The 18,967-nt window shown below is 64.7% G+C and carries 12 protein-coding genes and 2 pseudogenes; 6 read left to right on the forward strand and 8 right to left on the reverse strand.

Annotated elements, in window-relative coordinates:
* Positions 1-49 precede the first annotated feature (49 nt).
* The 5 genes and pseudogenes from B9S64_RS35525 to B9S64_RS10865 form a co-directional block, all read right to left on the reverse strand.
* Positions 50-769 (reverse strand): annotated as a pseudogene (locus tag B9S64_RS35525) (ISL3 family transposase); the annotation flags it as partial.
* A gap of 66 nt (positions 770-835) precedes the next feature.
* A pseudogene (locus B9S64_RS34995) lies at positions 836-1,316 on the reverse strand (transposase).
* A 46-nt stretch (positions 1,317-1,362) separates the two neighbouring features.
* Positions 1,363-1,761 (reverse strand): winged helix-turn-helix domain-containing protein, encoded by a 399-nt coding sequence (locus B9S64_RS34750; RefSeq protein ID WP_308460767.1) that lies wholly within the window; start codon positions 1,759-1,761, stop codon positions 1,363-1,365.
* Positions 1,762-1,840: 79 nt separating this feature from the next.
* On the reverse strand, positions 1,841-2,338 hold the full coding sequence (locus tag B9S64_RS34160; RefSeq protein ID WP_146060145.1) for a hypothetical protein: 498 nt from the start codon (positions 2,336-2,338) through the stop codon (positions 1,841-1,843).
* 6 nt (positions 2,339-2,344) lie between these two features.
* Positions 2,345-9,013 carry a polymorphic toxin-type HINT domain-containing protein gene (locus B9S64_RS10865; protein WP_103492453.1) on the reverse strand — a complete coding sequence of 2,223 codons (6,669 nt, stop codon included), beginning with the start codon at positions 9,011-9,013 and terminating at the stop codon, positions 2,345-2,347.
* 467 nt (positions 9,014-9,480) lie between these two features.
* Here B9S64_RS10865 and B9S64_RS10870 point away from each other — a divergent pair, with 467 nt between their 5' ends.
* Both B9S64_RS10870 and B9S64_RS10875 read left to right on the forward strand, forming a co-directional pair.
* Positions 9,481-13,719 (forward strand): FG-GAP-like repeat-containing protein, encoded by a 4,239-nt coding sequence (locus B9S64_RS10870; RefSeq protein WP_181012371.1) that lies wholly within the window; start codon positions 9,481-9,483, stop codon positions 13,717-13,719.
* Positions 13,720-13,867: 148 nt separating this feature from the next.
* A complete protein-coding gene (locus tag B9S64_RS10875; protein WP_093675127.1) occupies positions 13,868-14,278 on the forward strand; it encodes a RidA family protein in 411 nt (136 codons plus the stop codon).
* A 16-nt stretch (positions 14,279-14,294) separates the two neighbouring features.
* On the opposite strand, the gene B9S64_RS10880 is transcribed toward B9S64_RS10875, so the two are convergent.
* Positions 14,295-14,606, reverse strand: coding sequence for a hypothetical protein (locus B9S64_RS10880; RefSeq protein ID WP_103492455.1), 312 nt, complete (start codon positions 14,604-14,606; stop codon positions 14,295-14,297).
* Between the two features lie 134 nt (positions 14,607-14,740).
* Between B9S64_RS10880 and B9S64_RS10885 the strand changes: the two genes are divergently transcribed.
* Together B9S64_RS10885 and B9S64_RS10890 are read left to right on the forward strand one after the other, a co-directional pair.
* Positions 14,741-15,538, forward strand: coding sequence for a helix-turn-helix transcriptional regulator (locus B9S64_RS10885; protein WP_103492456.1), 798 nt, complete (start codon positions 14,741-14,743; stop codon positions 15,536-15,538).
* On the forward strand, positions 15,531-15,752 hold the full coding sequence (locus tag B9S64_RS10890; RefSeq protein WP_103492457.1) for a DUF397 domain-containing protein: 222 nt from the start codon (positions 15,531-15,533) through the stop codon (positions 15,750-15,752). The genes B9S64_RS10885 and B9S64_RS10890 overlap by 8 nt, the downstream gene beginning before the upstream one ends.
* 36 nt (positions 15,753-15,788) lie before the next feature.
* Here B9S64_RS10890 and B9S64_RS10895 read toward each other — a convergent pair whose 3' ends face one another.
* Complete coding sequence (locus B9S64_RS10895; protein WP_093530058.1) at positions 15,789-16,130, reverse strand: DUF5713 family protein; 342 nt, start codon at positions 16,128-16,130, stop codon at positions 15,789-15,791.
* Positions 16,131-16,460: 330 nt separating this feature from the next.
* Between B9S64_RS10895 and B9S64_RS10900 the strand changes: the two genes are divergently transcribed.
* Positions 16,461-16,829 carry a peptidase inhibitor family I36 protein gene (locus B9S64_RS10900; protein WP_030625680.1) on the forward strand — a complete coding sequence of 123 codons (369 nt, stop codon included), beginning with the start codon at positions 16,461-16,463 and terminating at the stop codon, positions 16,827-16,829.
* A gap of 118 nt (positions 16,830-16,947) precedes the next feature.
* Here the strand turns inward: B9S64_RS10900 and B9S64_RS10905 are convergent, their stop codons facing one another.
* A complete protein-coding gene (locus B9S64_RS10905; RefSeq protein ID WP_037877329.1) occupies positions 16,948-17,409 on the reverse strand; it encodes an Asp23/Gls24 family envelope stress response protein in 462 nt (153 codons plus the stop codon).
* Positions 17,410-17,796: 387 nt separating this feature from the next.
* On the opposite strand from B9S64_RS10905, the gene B9S64_RS10910 reads away from it, so the two are divergent.
* Positions 17,797-18,954, forward strand: a complete 1,158-nt coding sequence (locus B9S64_RS10910; protein WP_103492458.1) for an acyl-CoA dehydrogenase family protein — start codon at positions 17,797-17,799, stop codon at positions 18,952-18,954.
* Positions 18,955-18,967: the final 13 nt, after the last annotated feature.

Consider the following 18,967-nt stretch of genomic DNA (forward strand, 5'->3'; position numbering starts at 1 on the left):
AACGAGCCCCACAGCTGGAAGCCACGACTTGTTTCCCGGCAAGCCCATAGGGGAGGGCTTGGCGAATGGCTTCGGCGTAGGTGGCGGAGCCGTCGCGGCAGACGTACTGGGCCCCGGGGTGCTCGCGCGGCCACGTGGTAAGGGTTTGGGCGGTGCGGTCGGGCAGGACATCGATCCCCTCGCCGGTCTCGGCGTCGATGATCACAGTGGCGTAGCGGTGTCGGCCTTTGAGTGCGAAGTCGTCGATACCGAGCACGCGCGGGACGCGCAGCGGTGTCGCAACCTGGCACATGAGCATGCGCAGGGCGGTCGAGCGGGAGATCCCGCAGGCCAGGGCGCGGGAGAGGCGGGCGCCCGCCCGGCCCGCCGACTCCCTTATCACTGAGCCCAGCTGGGTGGTCAGGCGGTTGGTGCGGCGCTGGTAGCGCTCCACGACGCCAGGAACCTGCTCGCGGAACGTCTGCCGCGGGCAGCCGAGAACCGGACAGACCAGGCGCCGGACCCGCACCGACACCCCGACCCGCCGTCCGTCCACGGCACGTCCGCGACCACCCGTCCATGGAAGCCGTGTACCCGCCTCGTCGGCCGCCCGCACACCGGACACGGCACCGGATCGTCCCGGGTTCGCGCAGACACCCGGATAGCCTCGCCCCCGTCCGTCCGAAAGCCCCGAAAACACCGTACCTACAAGCTCGTTGGCATCATGCACGCAATGCCAACGAAAGCAGTCACACTTCGTCACCACCGAATACGAGCCAGAGCCGAACATTTTACAGTCCCGGGCTCCAGCTTTGCTTGTGCTACTGAGGTTGAACTCGTGATGTCGTCCAGTTGCTCAGGCCGGTCTGATGGTCAGGCCGGCCTCTGTGAGGCAGCCGTCGATGAGGTCGGTTGCGGTACTGGATGTGCCGTAGGCCGCCGGACGGTCTGCACGAGGTGTTCGGGAGTGCTGAAGGCGACGTTGGAGAGCCAGCCGCGCCGAAGGAGGGACCAGATCCCTTCCACGGGGTTGAGATCGGGCGCGTAGGGCGGCAGGTAGTAGATGGTCAACCAGTCCCGTGCTTCTGCGAACTCCCGCAGACCGGCGGCTTTGTGGACATTGAGATTGCCCCGGACGAGCACGATCGGGCCGCCGAGCTGTTGTTCGGCCGTCGCGTCGGCCGTCGTCCCGGCGGGCTGGTAGATGAGGCTCGATCGGTGGCCAGGTCTGTAGCACGTCAACGCTGCGATGGATATCCGACGGCGGGACGGCCGCGAACGTGCACCACCGGGGTCCGGCCACGCTGTGACCACGTCTTCGCCTGCGGCGGCGTCATGGAGAAGCCCGTCGTCCCGCTCCATCACGCGCCGGGCCGGGACCTGTCAGGACCAGCCGTTACGAACCAGCAGCTTGCGCACTCCCTGGATGGTGTAGGTCAGGTGGAAACGCCGACCGATCACGGTCTTGACCCGGGACAGCGTCCAGCGCTGGTCCTCCCAGCCATGTGCGGCCGGCCCCTTCGCCAGCTCCGCCTCCAGCTGCGCGAACTGCTTCTCGCTCAGCCTCGGCAGCGACGCCGGCCCCTGCGACCGCAAAGACCGCGGACCACCCTCGGCCCACGCATGACGCCATCGCTGCACCGAGCGGACGCTGACCCGCAGGTCCCTTGCGATCGACATACTGCCCTCGCCCCGGGCGAACCGATCCCCCGCCTGGAGCCGTAACTCCTCGCGCCTGTCCTGCCGCTCGGCGGTCAACCCGACACCCTGTGGATACCGCATCCTCCCGTGATACCCCGCCCAGACGCCAACCGTCAGCCCTACGACCCCACGAGTTCATCCTCAGTAGAGGATCCTCTTCTCAACCATCCGCCTCACACCCCACAAAGACAGGGTTAAGCCAAACCGAAACCAGATCACCGTTGTCGATGCCCAAGACAGTTCCGCTAGCGATTTGGACGAACTTAGCGCCGGTGGCATCGTTCAGGCGAATGGCGACCCAACCCGAGGAAGAGTCATACGAAACCCGCCACCTGTCTCCAGGGACCTCAAAAGAAACTCCAGGCTCGAGGGAGTGATCCGACGAGATGAATGCCCGTCCGGGATTGATCCGTGGGGTAGTCAAATCAGTCACCACACCCCGAACATTCGGGAAATATCCCCAGGCGAACAGGATTTCACGGGACTCAATATCGACCTCAAGCTGGAGCGTGCCGATCAGCGCACTTGCGACCCCATTCGAGCCGAGCTTCTCGCCCAACAACTCGCCGCTGCGCGCCCGGAAGGAGAATCCGTACTCGGACTCGTCATAGGCGAGAACGCCCTCAAGAGGAGATCCATCTCTGATGGAGAATTTCATTTCACGCTAGCCTTTTGTACGCTTGAAGAGGAAGTGGACGATTCTGTTGGAATTTGCGTCAATGTTGAGCTCATAGATCCCATTGCTTCCGTTCATCGCTCCGGGCGTTCTCCACTCAACAACCCCTGGAGCACCACGGGAATCCACCCTGGGCGTGGATCCCTCCATTATCTCCCGAAGGAGCAGCCCGTTATTGCCATTCATGTAAGGGCGTGCGGCCTTACCGAAGTTGGAGGCATCGACATCCCGAGTACCGGCAATATCCCACGTGTGATTTTCGACAGTCTTAGTCATCGAAAGTTTCTCAACATCGATCTTCGACGCTAGATCCGAGACATCACAGTTGTTGTGAACGAGTACCGGCGTAGTCCCCGCCAGCACATAGTACGTGTGAAAGTCATCGACCGTCAGGTTGTAGGTGCGGGCCCGCTCGCCATAGCTCCGGTTACCTGTGACGATCACACTCGCGTCGGCATCCGTGAGCAGAGTCATTCCGGCCTTCAGGTCCGCAGCCGCGATCCAGCGCTCTTCCGATGGAGACCAGAAGGGGTGCTCGTAAGTCGCCGTAATCTTCGTGATGCCATCTTCGGTGGCAAGCGAGAGTTCGCTGAAACGCTTGTCGCCTTCCGTGACGATAAGCCCGGTGACCTTACGGGAGCCCGTCTTTCCGGTCTCGGGATCCGTAGCCAGAACCTCGTCACCCGGCTCTATGGCCTCGATCTTCTTAAAAGTACCATCAGCCATCAGGATTTCGGTGCCGGCCAGGAAGCACTTGCCACGTCCTGCCAACACCTTTTCCATAATTATCTGGAAGCCGACGTTGCTGCAGATCGGACAGACTTCCTGAATGGGCATGCTGTCTACATGCTTCCACTCTCCATAAAACTGCTTGAACTCTGCACACCCGTCACGAAAAGCGCTGAAAGAACACTCGTCACGCAGAAAAAGCTCCGTGTTGAGTTCGATACTCATCTCAGGCTTGTAGAACCGCCACCTCGTCACCATTCCGAGGAGGTTCGACAGGTTCCCCTTCTTCCCGACGTACAACTTGATGTTTTTGACAGAAGGAAGCCCTTTCGGCGCCCCAGCGCCGAGATCAGCAATAGAAACCTTCGAGCTGTCTACACCGTCATCCGGATGCAGATCGAGCGGAAAGGCAGAGTCGGGCCTTCCCCCGCTCTTTCCGCCGTCGTCCGGCATGCACCGTCCATTACCCGGGTCCATACACAGACCATCGGGGTCGGAATAGGTGACCGGATTATTGTTGGAATAGGCGTACCCGTGCATCTGCTGGGCGTCGGCCAGATCCATGATCGGGTCCACACTGATGAATCGCCCTGTTGCAGGGTCGTATTCACGTGCCCCCAAGTGGGTAAGGCCGGTGTCGGCGTCCTCCGTACCACCGACAAAGCCCTTGTCCCCGACCCAACTGGTGGGTTGGGCGCCGCGCGGAGCGCCGAAGATCGTACTTTGCCGCCTGGTGACCAACTGCGCGCTGTCAGCAGTGACCTGGGTAGTGCTTGTCCCATGGTGATCACTGATCAGGAACGTGAGTTTGCCACCTGTACGCACAGCCGCCGTCTCAGCGTCCGCGCTGTAGTAGCGGGTGCCGATGACTTTGCCACTCTTGTCCAGGTGCAGTTCGTTGCCCTGTGGCAGATAGAGCGTCGTGCCGCCGGAATCGCGGCGGATGATGCGCTGTCCCTCGGTGCCGTAGAGGTAGCTGGTGGTGTCGGTGACCTCGGTAGCGGACTCCAGGTGGTTCTCGGCGTCCCACTTCAGGCTCTGCGTAGCCTCATTGCCGATCTTCCGGGATTCGGTGTTGCCCGCCTTGTCGTAGGTATACGTCTCGGTGCGGGCGCCTGCTCCCGTCTGCGTGATGCCGGGCAGGTTGTGCGTCCCGGGTTCCGGGGCGTCGTAGGTGCGGACGGTATCGGACGCCGGGCCTGCCGCCGCGGTGTGCTGGGTCTCCACCTTCCTGTTCCCGACCGCATCGTAGGAGTAGGACGTCCAGTACGGTTCCGGCCCGCCTACGGTGGTGACGCTGGGGGCCGCAGCGCAGTCGTCGGTCGCGGTCCAGGCCTCCGTGATGCGGCGCAAGGTGTCCAGTGCGTAGCACTGGGTGTCGTCGACGGCGGTGTCGTCCTGACCGGTCGTCGTGTCGATGCGCTTGACGTTGCCGGCCGGGTCGTAGGTGTAGCGGACATCGTCGATGCGCTGCGGCGCGACCTCACGGTCCGTGAACGCACGGGTCAGCGCGCCTGTGTGCTCGTCATACTCGTTGCTCTTCCACAGGTGCTCGGCGAACGCCCCGTACTCCTGTCGGGCCGGCCGCCCGTAGTGGTCGTAACTCACCGACGCGAGCAGCGTGTCGTCGCCCGCAGACACCGACATCGGCAGGCTGGATCCATAGGCGTAGGCGTTGACGACGTCTTCTTCCGGCAAGCCTCCGACGGCGGGCTGCGCTGTCTCCATGAGCTGCCCGGTGTGCGGGTTGTACACGTCCGTCCACGCATAGGTTCCGGCAAGCGCACCTTCGGACGCCGGGACGGTGAAGGTCGTACCCACCGGCGCATAGTCGGCGTTGTAGTTGAGGATGGTGCTGGTGTAGGCGTCGGAGCCGTTGTGGCGAGTGGCCTTGTACAGCTGGCCGATGCCCTTGGACGCCTTGTCGTACTCCCATGAGGATCGCTTGGTGGTGCCCTGCCACAACGCGGTGGGGCGTCCGAGGTCGTCGTAGTCCGTGCGCAGCGTGATCTGCCGGGCGTCGGTGGCCTCGGTGGGGCGCCCGCCCTTGTCGTAGGTGGTCGTCGTCACGCCCTTGTCGGGATCATCCGCGTAGTTCTTCCGCCCCGCCGCGTCGTACCCGAAACTCCATTTCGCCTGCGAAGGGTCGGTGACCTGCTTGAGGCGGCCCGCCTTGTCGTACGTGTACTTCGTCGACTGCGACGTGGTGCGGTCCGTGTCGGTGTACTGCTTCAGTTCGACGGTCCGCCCGAGCGCGTCGGTCAGCTTCGTGGTGGTCGTCCCACCCGTCGGAGGAATGACTGTGGTGGTGTCTCCGGTGTAGGCAACGGTCGTGCGCTTGGTCTCCTCACCGAACTTCTTGGCGATCATCGCGGTGACACGGCCCGCACCGTCGAAGACGGTCTCGGTGGCGGAGGGATACTTGAGCTCCTGGCCGGTCACCGGCACCGGTTCCGCCTCCCCGTCCGTGTAGTAGACGCCGGAGCTGTGCCACACCTGACCGCGGCTGTCGTAGGAGGTCTCGGTGACCAGGCGCCCGGCGTCGTCCGGGGACGGGTCCTGAGTCTCCAGCTCCCGCATGAGCCCGTCGTAGAAGGTGTACGAGGGCTGGTAGACGCCGTTGTGGTTGAGAGCGGTGGTGGTGACGACCACCGGACCGTCGTTCCGGATCTGGTACGCGAAGGTCCGGCTGGGGCTGTCCGGGTACGCCGTCGCGGAGCGGGTGGGCTGCCAGACCTTGGTCACGCGTCCGAGGGCGTCGTAGACGGCGGAGGTGACACGGGCGTTGGCGTCTGTGAGCTTGAGAGGCTGTCCACGACGAGGATCCAGCTCCGTGGTGACGGTGTGACCCAGCGGGTTGACCACTTGTTTCTTGGTCGGCACCTCACCCTGAGCGGGGGTATATGTAGTTGTCGTCTTCTTGCCGTAGACATCGGTGAGGGACAGCGAACGGCCATAGATGTCGAAGTCGGCAGCGGGCGTCGTTCCCACGATCTCGTATCCGGTACCCGCGCCGTTGACCGTCTCGACCTTGGTCACGTTGCCCTTGACGGGAGCGGACGTCAGGGACGTGGCGCCGTCGTAGTAGCTCCGCTGATCACTGATCACCCCGTCGCTGCCCGGGTCGGCCGCCCCGCACAGGGTTGCGACCGTCCTCTTCTGCGCGACCAAGTCCAGAAGGTACTTACTGGTGTTGGAAGCGAAGGTGGTGGTGGTGCACTTCTCGTCACCAGTCTTGGCCGCATCACCGGTCTCCGACTCCGAGACGACCCGCCCGTACGCGTCGTAGGTGCGCGTGACCGAGGTCCTGTACTCGCCCACGGAGGTCTTGGTCCGCGTCTCGTCCTTCGATGTGCCGGTGAGATAGGCCTCCAGATCCGGCAGACCGGTGCGGGCCCTGCCGGCCGTCACCGCAGAACGCCAGGGAGTGTAGGAAACCGCGGAGACGAACGCGTCAGTGTTGTCGCCGTTGTACGTGACTGTTTCACGGGCTCTGCCTGCGAACTGCTCACGGTCGGTGACCTCGGTACCCGCGGAGTCCTTGACCGCAGCCCCGTCGATACCACGGAAGAAGCGTGTCTCCGTCAGCGTCGGGCCCTCCTCGGTCCCGCCCTTACGCGTCTGCACCCGACCGTAGCCCCGGGCCACGGAGTAGGTGCGGTCCTCCTTCTTCGTGAACTCGTCGGTGCTCTTCGTCCACGCGGCGCCGTCGAGGTAGGTGTACTCGGTCGTCGTGTCAGGGGTTTCGACTACGTTGTCGCCCTCCACGACCTTGGTCACCACATAGGAGTTGAACCAGTCCTGCTTGGCCGTGTCTCCCTCAAACGCCCATTTGACGGGGTAGCAGCGGGTCTTGTTGCTCGCATCCGGCTCGGGAAGAGTGCTCGCGGTGCATCCTGGCTTGGAGTACTCGGCGTTGATGGTGCCGCCGCTCTCGTTGGTGACCTGATACACGCGAAGCCGGATGAAGGGCGCGAGGCCGTCGCCGACTTTGTCCACCCGGTTCGCCATCTGTACACCGGCGAAGGTGATCGGGGGAAGGTCGGCGGTACCGCCTGACTTCCCCGTGTGCTGGATGGACTCCAGCCACATCGGAGTGGAGATGCCGTCCCCGGAGGCGGGAAACCCCTGCCTCAGGGACCAGGTGTCAACGGCCGCATAAGCTCCGCCCGTCAGCACGCTCGTGCTGACACTACTGAGCCTCTTACGAGACCAGAAGCTCGGGGAGTACTGGTCCTTACAGTCGGTCGCCCCGTCCTTGCAGTACAGATCAAAGGGCACATCCGGCCAGTTCTTGGCATGGGCCTCGTCGAACGTGCCGCAGGACGCCAGGCACCGTTCGGCAACCTGGAAGTCGACACGTGCCATGGCTTTGGCGGTGTAGACGCTCTCGTCACGCAGTCCGTACTCGATGTGGTCGAGGTAGGCAGCCCGCTGGTACGGAGTGACTGTCGCCTTGCCGGTCGTGGTGGAGACGTTCAGACCGTAGTTGTTGCTCTCAGTCTTCCAGTAGTAGGCCATGGCGTTGCCATGCGGATCGACCACGTAGTCGAGTTGCCACCGCCACGCCTGCTGGCACCAGGCGGAGGCAAACGTGGAGTTGTAGCAGGGCTCGCCCTGCTGATTGCCGAAGACTGGCACGGTGAGCGTGGAGTTGGTGACGGGATCATCTGCCTCCGCCCCGTGGTCGCTCCAGCCCTTCAATCGGTTGAGCCCGAAAAAGTACTGAGTACCGTCCGTTGTCGTGATCTTCCAGTGTTCACCGACTCCGTCGACACCGGCCGTGCCCCGGTCGCCGTTGACCGCACCGGTCAGCTTCTCGACCTTCTCCCCGTTGTCCTGCTCGGGGTGCCAACCCTTCACAGCGTCATGGACGAGTTCGGTGGTCTTCCCGCCGAGGGACAGGACAGCGTTGTCGTTGTACCAGCACAGGTCCCCGACCCTGGTGGGGTCGCCCTCGCTCTTGTCGTCCTGGCACGACTTGTACCGTCGCTCGATGTATCCGGGCTCCATCGACCAGCCGTCACCGATCCAGCCGGCCTGGTTGTTCGACGCCGCAGTCCGGCCGTCGACGGTTTGTGAGGAGTAGCTCAGGTCCAACTTGGGCATCAGGTCGCCCGGAACCACAGGGACAGCCAGGTTCGTGGACCAATTGAAGGAACCGGTGGAACTTCCCGCGTTCCAGGCGCCGGCCGGCTGAAGGGGAGTCGCGTTGAAGCTGCCCGAGGCCCCTTCCGCACCTGCCACGGCTGCGAGCACCGTCGGGACACCGAGAGCTGGAGCCGGAGCCGACGCCGTGAGTGTCTTTTCCTCCGTGTCGTTCACTGTCTTCAGCGGCTGCGTCGCGCGGCACTCGGCCTTCTGAGGAGTGCTCAGGGCACAAGCCGGCATCTGGACCAACGAGAGTCGCGCCGCCCAGTCGCCACCGTAGGCGTCTTTGAACGACGTGTAGTCGACGGTGACATCGACAGGTCGGTCGTCATCCGCAGATTCTGTCCGTCCCACGGACAGCAGCAGTCCGTCCACTCCCGCCTTGTCGGCAGCTGCCCGGCTCTCGATCGTCACCCGCAGTTTGGTGGGAGCCGCAGCACGCAAGCGATTCTGCTTCCCTGTGGGTGCGAGGGAGACAGGGGGTGCTCCGGCAGACTCGGTCCTCGCTCCGGTTGCGCCCAGTTCCACTTCCGTGCTGGTTGCGGTCGGCCAGACGACATCCGGTGAATGCCAGGCGTGAGCCACAGCGTCGTTCTTGAGCTTGTCGGATCCGAACTTCACCGGTTTCACCGGGACGGCTTCGGGTTGCTCTATTTCCGTACGGGGGTGGCTTGAGACTGTCTCGGGCTCGGCAGCAACAGCTGCACCGGGAAGTAGTCCCAACAAAAGGGCAGCAGACAAGGGTGCAGCCACCAACGACCTGTCGAACCAGCCCACAACTCCCCCTTGCCGACCCAGGAATGACCTTCCGGAACGTAGCAGACCCTTCACGGAAAAGTCACTGTTTCCTTGCCCTCACGCCACACCATAACGTGACATAGCAGAGCTAAAGGGGTTATCTGGCAGGGGTAATTTCCTTTACCGATGCCCGATAAGTTGCAAATCTCCGATGATGTATTGCGATAGGTGACTGGCCTTGTTTTCAGCAGATACGGCTCTTGGGTTCTCATTCCCCGGCGCTGCCAACTGGAGGCCGACCGCTATAAGGTCGGCGCGAATATGCACAGACTTTCTTTGGGGGGATCGGAATGAGTCAATCGCCAAGACGAACAGGCCGGAGACCCAGTCGCATCTTTCGAGCCATCTCTCTGACTCTGGCCACTGCCGTCGGACCAGTCACGGTCCTGGCGCCGACCGAGACAGCAGCAGCCGCGCCGCTGCGGGTTGCCTCCGCAGAGACACCGATGGACGACGGGTCACTGAGCGAGGAAGACAAGGCTTTGCAAGAAGCCCAGTCCACTGATCGGCCGGCCGAACTGATGTCAGCGCGCACCGAGACGTCAGACACCTGGGCGCTGCCCGACGGATCCTTTTCGGTCAAGCGCTACGGGTCTGCCATACGGATGTTGCGCAACGGTGCGTGGGTGGCGACCGACCCGTCGCTCGTGTTCGCCGAGGATGGAACCGTCGTACCGAAGGCGTCCATGGTCAGCGTCGCCTTCTCGGGGGGTGGCACCGGCCCGCTGCTGTCCGGCGTGAAGGACGGCCGGACCCTGACTCTGTCGTGGCCCACGCCGCTACCGAAACCGGTTGTCTCCGAGAACGTAGCCACGTACAGCGAGGTGCTCCCCGGCGTCGACCTCCAGCTCAAAGCTGAGGTGGAAGGTTTCTCCCAGCTCTTTGTGGTCAAGAACGCCGCCGCTGCGGCGGACCCGGGGCTGAGCAAGCTGACCTACCAGATGAAGACGGTGGGCCTGAGCGTGTCCGTAGACGCGGAGACCGGCAGCCTGGCCGCCGTTGATCCCGCTGGGCAGACCATCTTCACCAGTCCTACGCCCCTGATGTGGGACTCGACCACGGTCTCATCCACATCCGCCTCGAAGGCAGCCCTCGGCGTCACTGCCGAGGACGCTGAGCCTGCCGACCTCTTCGAGCCGCCGCCCGGCGCCGTGGACGCTCAGATGAAGACCACCGTCGGGGACGACACGATCGAGATCACACCGGATCAGGAGCTGCTGCAAGGCCCTGACACCACCTACCCCGTGTTCATCGACCCGTCGTGGGCCTGGGGTAAGAAGGAGAATTGGACTCGCGTCTACCAGGCCTATCCGAACTCCTCGTTCTGGAACGCCAATGAGGTGGCACGCGTCGGCTACGAGAGCGAGACGGGCGGACTCGACCGGATCTCCCGCTCGTTCTTCCAAGTGGACACGGACAACATCAAGGGCGCCTTGGTGAAGTCATCCACATTCCGGATCAAGAACGTCTGGTCCTGGTCTTGCCAGGCCCGGCCTGTCGAACTATGGCAGACGTCATCCATCTCGAAGAAGACGACGTGGTCCAAACAGCCCAAGAAGGTGGGGACCGCCCCGCTGAAGACAGTGAACGAATCCAAGGGCTGGAGCAAGGACTGCGGGGCCGGCAATCTGGAGTTCGACGTCACCTCCAAGGTCCGTGAGGCCGCAAGCGGAAAGTGGTCGAGCCTGACCCTGGGTCTGTACGCCAAGGACGAGAAGGACACATTCGGCTGGAAGAAATTCGACCCCAAGACCGCGGTCCTGGAGACCAGTTACAACAACCCGCCGAAGACGCCCTATGACCTGGGCACCAATCCGAAGTCCTCGTGCTCCGCGGGCGGTCTCATCGGTAACACCAGGATCAGCGTGCACGCTACCGTGGACGACCCGGACGCGGGCAATCTGACAGCCCAGTTCCAGATCTTCCCCGCAGGCAGCAGTACAGCAGTCGTCGACCAGTCGCTCACCGCCCCCAAAAAGCGCGTGGTAACGCTGCCGGTCGTCGACGCGAAGTTGCCCACCGGTGACTACACCTGGAAGGTACGTGCCAAGGACGCGGACGGCGCCACCTCGGCCTGGAGTGCCACCTGCAAGTTCTCCGTGGACCGCACCCGTCCCAGCCTGCCGCCGACGATCACTTCGAAGGACGACGTCTTTCCCCCCGGTGACAGTGGTTGGCCAGCGGTAACAGGCAAAGCACGCCAGACTGGATGGTTCACCCTCGGCCCCAACGGTGTCACGGACATCGATCATTACGTCTGGTGGACGGATTCCGAACCGCAGCTCAACGAAAGCGCCCCCGGCGTGCCGGTTCCGGTCCTGCCGCCGGGGTACGGACCCCACTTCCTCTACGCATACAGCGTCGACAAGGCCGGCAACAGGTCAGACACCGCAAGCTATGTCTTCTACGCCACCCGCTCGGCGGAACGCGACGCACCGGGAGATCTCAACGGCGACGGCAACAAGGACATCTGGAGTATTGATTCCAACGGAACGCTGCTGACTTATTCCGGACAGCAGAACGGGACGTTCTCCTCGGCGACCAACGGCGGGCAGACATTCGAGGACGCACAGATCACCTACCTCACCGACTGGGGGCAGGACGGCTACACCGATCTGGTCTCCTTGGAGTACGACGGTGTCTCCAAACGCAAGAACTTGTGGACCTACACCAACAACGGGCTCGGCATCGCCACCACCGACTACGAAGAGGGGAAGCAGGCGCTGACCGTCAAGTGCCCCGTTGTCGACGAGGACTACGGCTGCACAGGTGAGCCAGGCTGGACCGGCAACGACCACTGGGGCGATGCTGACCAAATCGTCACTCCCGGCGATATCAACGCCGACGGCAAGCCCGACCTCCTGGTCAAGCAAGGCAAGTTTCTGTGGGCCTACTACGGCAGCTACACCAAGCGGCTCAGTGCTCCCGTCCTCGTGGGAGCCAGTGACTGGGACAAGTACACGATTGTCTCACCCGGCGATCTCAACGGCGACGGCATCGCCGACCTCTGGTTGCGCGAGGACGCCTCCGGAGACGTGTACCGCGCTTTCGGCAGCGAAGGAACCACCGGTCTACTCGACCCGACCACGTGGGGTGACACGACTGCCCGGGTCAAGATCGCCAGTGGCTATCCGGCGAGCACCTATCCGGTCCTGGGAAGTGTCGGTGACGTCACCGGAGACGGTGTGGCGGACCTATGGGGACGTAAGCCCGACAACACCATGACCGGGTGGCCGGGCAAGAACACCGGCTCGGCCTTCGCCTTCGGCGACGCGTTCGCCATTGACGGATCCGTCGGCGGTGTCCGCATCCCCGCCGGAACCACTCTCACTGCCGGACAGTCCTACACCTCTCGCTCCGCGATTCTCACCATGCAGGCCGACGGCAACCTCACCATCACTTCCAAGGCCGGCGGCCGGCTCTGGTCGACCGACACCGCCGGGAACATCGGTGCCAAGGCGGTCATGCAGTCCAACGGCAGCCTCGCGGTACTCGCAGGGGACGGTAGTACCGTGCTCTGGAGCTCCCGGACGACAGCGGCGGAGGGGTATGCGGTCCTCCAGGACCGCGGCAGCCTCGTCGTCCACAATGTCCGAGGGCAATCGCTGTGGAGCAGCGGGACGGCACAGCGCCACGACTACAACGGTGACGGCCGCAGCGACATGGCCGACTGGTACGACCATGCCGACGCGTCGGACACCATCCACCCCTTCCTGACGAACTCGGACGGAACTTTCCAGAACCCGCTCACAGGTTGGAACGTGCCTGCGGACTCTTGGGCCGTCAGGCTGATGAAGCACACCACCGGCGACTACAACGGTGACGGCATCGGCGATGTGGCCGCCGTGTACGGGTATGAGGACGGTCGCGTGGCCCTGTGGACATGGCTTGGCACCTCCAGTGGCAAGTTCGCCTCCCCGTTCGACTCTTGGAAGGTGCCTGCCGGCAACTGGAGTTTCAAGAGGATGAAGGTCAGCAGCGGGGACTTCAACGGCGACGGCCGAGACGACATCGCCGTCTGGTACGACTACGCGGACGGCCACGATGCCTTGTGGACGTTCACCGCCGATGTCAGGGGCGGGTTCAATGCTCCCTTCGAGTCGATGAACCGTCCCGTCGGCGCTTGGACGGCTTCTCGCGACAAACACGTGACCGGGGACTTCAACGGCGACGGTCGGGACGACCTGGCCGTCTTCCACGGCTACTCGGACGGAAGCAACAAGATCTGGACGTTCCTCGCGAGTCCCAACGGAGGGTTCGACGCTCCGGTTGGTTCGTGGACCAGTACCAGCTGGGGCAGTTGGGACCGCACAACCGTCCATGCGGGCGACTTCGACGGCGACGGCCGGGATGACATCGCCGCCTGGTACGACTACGCAGACGGGCATGACAGCATCTACATCTTCCCCAGCAGCGCGACCGGCACGTTCACCTCGGTCTCGGAGGCGTGGACGACGCCCGCCGGAAACATGTGGCGTGATCACATGAAGATCACCATTGGCGACTACAACGGTGACGGACTGGACGACTTCGGGGCCCTGTACGGCTACGACGACAAGAGCATCAAGGCCTGGACCTGGACCGCTCGCCCCGGCCGCACCTTCGCCAACCCGGTGAGCAGCTGGGGGGTGACGACCGGCTACAGCTTCGCCCGCTCCTACGTCTTGGAGCGGTACGGCAGCTGACGCGTAGGGTGCGGTCGGTTCACAACGCCGGGCCGGCCGCACCCGTCGCTGCCAGAAATCGGCGTGACCGGAAAATTCGAGCAGCAGTCGACGAGCCCTGTGAGGATGGAGCCCCCTTTCCTGCTACTTCACAAGGAGCCGGACCGCCATGCCCCGCGCCGTCACCCTCATCCGTTCCACCGCCCTGTCCGATGTGGCTGAGTACGCCTACGCTGCCACCGCGCCCGCCGACGCGCGGCTGATCTTCCTCGCCGGGTCGTGCCCGCTGAACGAGGACGGCTCGACCGCGGCGGTCGGTGACTACGCGGGTCAGGCAGCGAAGGCCCTGGAGAACATGCGGACCGCCCTCGCCGCCGCGGGTGCGGGCCTGGAGGACGTCATCAGCACCCGGGTACTCGTCGCCTCCACCCGGCAGGAGGATCTGGTGGCCGCCTGGCAGGTCGTCCGGGACACGTTCGGAGACCACGACGTGCCCAGCACACTGCTGGGCGTCACCGTCCTCGGGTACCACGACCAGCTTGTGGAGATCGAAGGCGTCGCAGCCGTTCTCGACTCCTGATCTCCCGGGCGCCCGCTCAGCTCTGCGCACCGAGCCCGAGCGCGACCAGGCGTTCCCCCCGGCTCTCCGCGATGCGGTGTACGTCCCGAAGCGACTCGGCCATGCGTGCTGCCACATAGCGGAGCTGGGCGGGGGTGACGTGCGGGTCGTCCAGCATGTCCGCGACGTGGCCGAGGAGTTCGCCTGCCATTCCCAGTTGGACGCTCTCCATGGTGTTCGCCAGCCGGGAGACATAGCCGGTGCCGTCACCGAGCAGATAGCAGGGGTTGCCGTCCGGGCTCGCCCACGGGAGCAGGCGTCGGGCCTCGGCTGGTGTCTCGTGTCGCACGTCGTCAACTCCGGTGGTGAGGGTGTCAGCCGTATCTCTCGCTGTGTAGCGATCTGCACACAGAGTGAGAGGAACCTGACTACGCTCGCCAGAGGGTCGCTGGTGACACGTGATCCGTCACATGGGAGTTGACAATGAGTAATACCTATGGCGATTGGTTGCGGGCGCAGCGCGAGACGGCGGGACTGACACAACAGCAGTTGGCGGACATGGCGATCATGACCCGATCCCATATCTCCCACATCGAGGCGGGACGGCGTGTGCCGTCCCGGGAGGACGCGCGCAGGCTGGACCGGGCCCTCGGCACCGGGGACGTGTTGAGCAGCTTTCTGCCGAGGCAGGACGACGTTGCGGTCGCCGACTACTTCGAGACGGCTCGACAACTGGAACAACAGGCTGTGATGATCCGCGAGTTCGCCCTGTCGTTCGTCCCAGGCATCCTCCAAACGGAGAAGTACGCCCGCGCCGTGCTGAGCACAGCGTTTCCTCCGGTGAGCGAGGAGGAGTGTGACAGGCTCGTGGTCACACGGCTGGAGCGGGCGAAGATCCTTGAGAATCCCGTGCAGCCTGTGGTCTGGGTCCTACTCGACGAAGCGGTACTACGCCGCACAGTCGGTGGGTTCGACGTCATGGCAGAACAGGTCACACATCTCGTGCGACTCGTGGAATCAGGTCGAGTACGCGTGTACGTACTGCCGTTCGGTCTTGGCGTGCACACTCTGATGCAGGGCATGCTCACCTTGATGCGTTTCGAAGACCAGCCACCTGTGGCGTACTCGGAAGGCATTCAGGTCGGAAAGGTGCACGACTCCCCCGCGATGGTCGATCGACTGCTCGGCGCATACGATCTCGCGCTGGGCGACGCCATACCGCTCAGGGAGTCACTGACTCTGCTGAGGACGACCGCAAAGGAATACGGACATCGTGACTGAACCCATCCTGCCGGACGTGTCCGCAACCGTCGGCTGGCGCAAATCGTCGTACAGCGGGAACGAAGGCGGAAGCTGTCTCGAAGTCCTGGACGGCCACCCCACCGCCGTCCCCGTCCGTGACTCCAAGGTGCCCTCCGGGCCGGCCCTCCTCGTCCCCACCGCCAGTTGGACATCCTTCGTCTCCGCCCTCAAGGCGGACCTGCTCAGTCCCTGAGCGACGCGGCAGCACGGCGATAGGCGGGGTCTCGTCTCACCACTCTCTGGGGGCGATGAGCTGTTCCACGTCCGCCTCCGCGAAACCGTATGCCGTGGCGACGAGCCAGAAGTCCTCGGCTATCTCCTCCCGGGCGGCCGTCTCGATCTCGCTCCCCGCTGCCTCGAACTCGGCCTCCAGCGCGTTGAACTCCTCCGTCGCCGCGTGCGTCAGCACGTACAGCGCCGCGAGGTCGGCCGGCTGCCGTGCCTCGATGGTCTCGCAGAGGCGGACCAGGACGGCCTTGCCACGGTCCACCACGTGGTCGGGGAAGTACGCGTCGTCGTAGAGCCCTTGGAGGAAGGCGTGCCGCCTCATCCGTTCGTTCGTGATGGCCATGGTGCTCCCCCGTCGTCCCGCTCGGTGATCCGTCGTCCCGATCCTGCACCACTCCACTGACAACGCCCTGCCTCCGCCGGGGCTCCGGGGCACGAGGGGCGCGTACCACCGTCCCCGCAAGCCTCGGGCGCCCCCTGTTCGGGCGCTTTCCGTGCAGGTCAGGGCCGGTCACGCTGGTGTCGTTCACGGGGACACCCCGTAAGCGGAGACGCCCGTACACGGAGACGCCCCGTTCACGGAGACGCCGCGTTCACGGAGCCAGCCGTTAACGGGAGCCACCCGTCCACGGGGACACCCCCCGAATCGCCCCACAGAGGAAGGGCCCCACCCTTGAACCGCTTCACCGCACTCGCCGCCGCCACCCTCGCCGCCGCCTTCGGGCTCGTCGGCCCCGCCGAGGCCGCTCCGGCGGCCCCGGCTCCCGCGTACAGCTGCTCTTCCGGGTACTTCTGTATCTACAGCGACTGGAACGGCGGCGGCACGCGTTGTCAGTGGTCCCAGAGCCAGTTGGCGAACACCGCCGACAACTGTTCGTTCATCCAGCGGGGTCAGAACGTCCGCTCCGTGTGGAACTCGACCGGTCACCGCGTGCAGTACTACACCGGGACCAACTACACCTCACGCGTCGGCTCGACGCCCTCCGGTAACGGCGGCAACCTCCAGGGCAACTACCAGATCCGCTCGTTCAAGCCCCAGTAGGGAGCCCGGCGGCACTGTGCGAGCCCCTCCCGCCGTCTGCCGGGAGGGGCCGCACCCGTGCCCGATGTCCGCCTCCGCACGGGACACGCCGACGCGAAGGCACCGGCTGTGCCAGATCTCACCGCACGCGCGAGGCGCTCTGACGCGAGCGGTCCTCGTCCTCGTCGTTGTCGTCGTCGCCCGGGATGTGGACGTCGAAGACATTGATGTTGATCTCCACGACCTTCAGTCCGGTCATGGACTGCACCGCGTCCGTCACGTTGCTCCGGATCCGGTCGGCCAGTTCATGGATCGGCACGCCGTACTCGACCTCGACGTCGACATCGACCGCCGTCTCCTTCTCGCCCACTTCCACCTTGACGACGCGGCCCGCGCCGGAGGACCCGGGCATACGGCCGGTGACGGCGCCCACGGCCTTCGAGGCCCCTCGGCCCACCGAATACACGCCGTCGGTCTCGCGGACGGCGATTCCCGCGATGGTGGCCACCACACCGTCGGCGATGGTGGTCGTGCCGCGTACGGCCTTCTCCGATGTGCTGCCTGTCGTGGAGTTCCCGCCCAGGGATTCGGCATCAGCCATGATTCGCCTCACAGAGAGTTGTCACGACGAGGCGGCTCGCACCCTCGTCAGCTCCTCGTTCCACTGTGCGGCCGTCCGCCGCGGTCCGCCATTGGAGTCAGCGCGCGCCCCACGGTGACGCCGTCCGGCCCTGTGGTCCGTAAGAAGAATGGCTGTGGAGCGGGGCGGGCCGGGAGCGGGGTGCGCGGCATCACCCTGGACAGTCGGCATGACCGCCGGGTAACTTTCGACCAGGGCTGAGCAAGCGCTTAGGTGTACGGCCGAAACCGACCGGACCGAAACCGCCCAGGACGAACCGCCCAGGCTGAACCGCCCAGGCCGAAACCCGCCCCGCCCCAGCCGAGACCCGCCGAAGCCCGACCCGACGCCGACACCAGGAGGCACCCCGTGCGCCGTACGGTTTACAACGAGGACCACGAGGCGTTCCGGGAGACCCTGCGGGCCTTCATCGAGGCCGAGGTCGTCCCCGTCTACGACGAGTGGTGCGCGGCCGGCCAGGTGCCCCGCGAGTTCTACCACAAGCTCGCGGAGCTGGGGCTCTTCGGCATCGAGGTGCCGGAGGAGTACGGCGGCGCGGGTGAGGAGTCCTTCAAGTACCAGGCGGTCATCTACGAGGAGACCTCCCGCGCGGGCGTGTCCTTCGGCGGCTCCGGCGTGCACGTCCTGCTCTGCCTGCCGTACCTCAAGGCGTACGCCACCGAGGACCAGAAGAAGCGCTGGCTCCCGGACTTCGTCAACGGCACCACCATGTACGCGATAGCCATGACCGAGCCGGGCACCGGTTCGGACCTGGCCGGGATGAGGACGACCGCCAAGCTCTCCGAGGACGGCACGCACTACGTCCTCAACGGCGCCAAGACGTTCATCACCGGCGGTGTGCACGCCGACCGCGTCATCGTCTGCGCCCGCACGGACGCCCCCCGGCCGGACGACCGCCGGCACGGCATCTCGCTGCTGGTCGTGGACACCAAGGCCGAGGGCTACTCGGTCGGCCGCAAGCTCGACAAGCTGGGCCTCAAGGTCTCCGACACCGCCGAACTCGCCTTCGTGGACGTCAAGGTGCCCGTCGAGAACCTGCTGGGCGAGGAGAACAAGGGCTTCTCCTACCTCGGCCAGAACCTCCCGCAGGAGCGTCTCGGCATCGCGGTCGGCTCGTACGGGCAGGCCGCCGCCGCCGTGCGGTTCGCCCAGCAGTACACCCAGGACCGCACGGTCTTCGGCCAGAGCGTCGCCTCGTTCCAGAACACCAAGTTCGAACTCGCCGCCTGCAAGGCCGAGGTCGACGCGGCCGAGGCCGTCTGCGACCGCGCGATCGAGGCCCTGGACGCCGGGGAGCTGACGCCCGCCGAGGCCGCCTCCGCGAAGCTGTTCTGCACCGAGGTCGCGCACCGCGTGATCGACCGCTGCCTCCAGCTCCACGGCGGTTACGGCTACATGAACGAGTACCCGATAGCCCGCCTGTACGCGGACAACCGGGTCAACCGCATCTACGGCGGTACCAGCGAGGTCATGAAGTCGATCATCGCCAAGTCCATGGGCCTCTAGAAGGACTGCGCCT

The organism is Streptomyces sp. SM18 (assembly GCF_002910775.2).
Classification (GTDB): domain Bacteria; phylum Actinomycetota; class Actinomycetes; order Streptomycetales; family Streptomycetaceae; genus Streptomyces; species Streptomyces halstedii.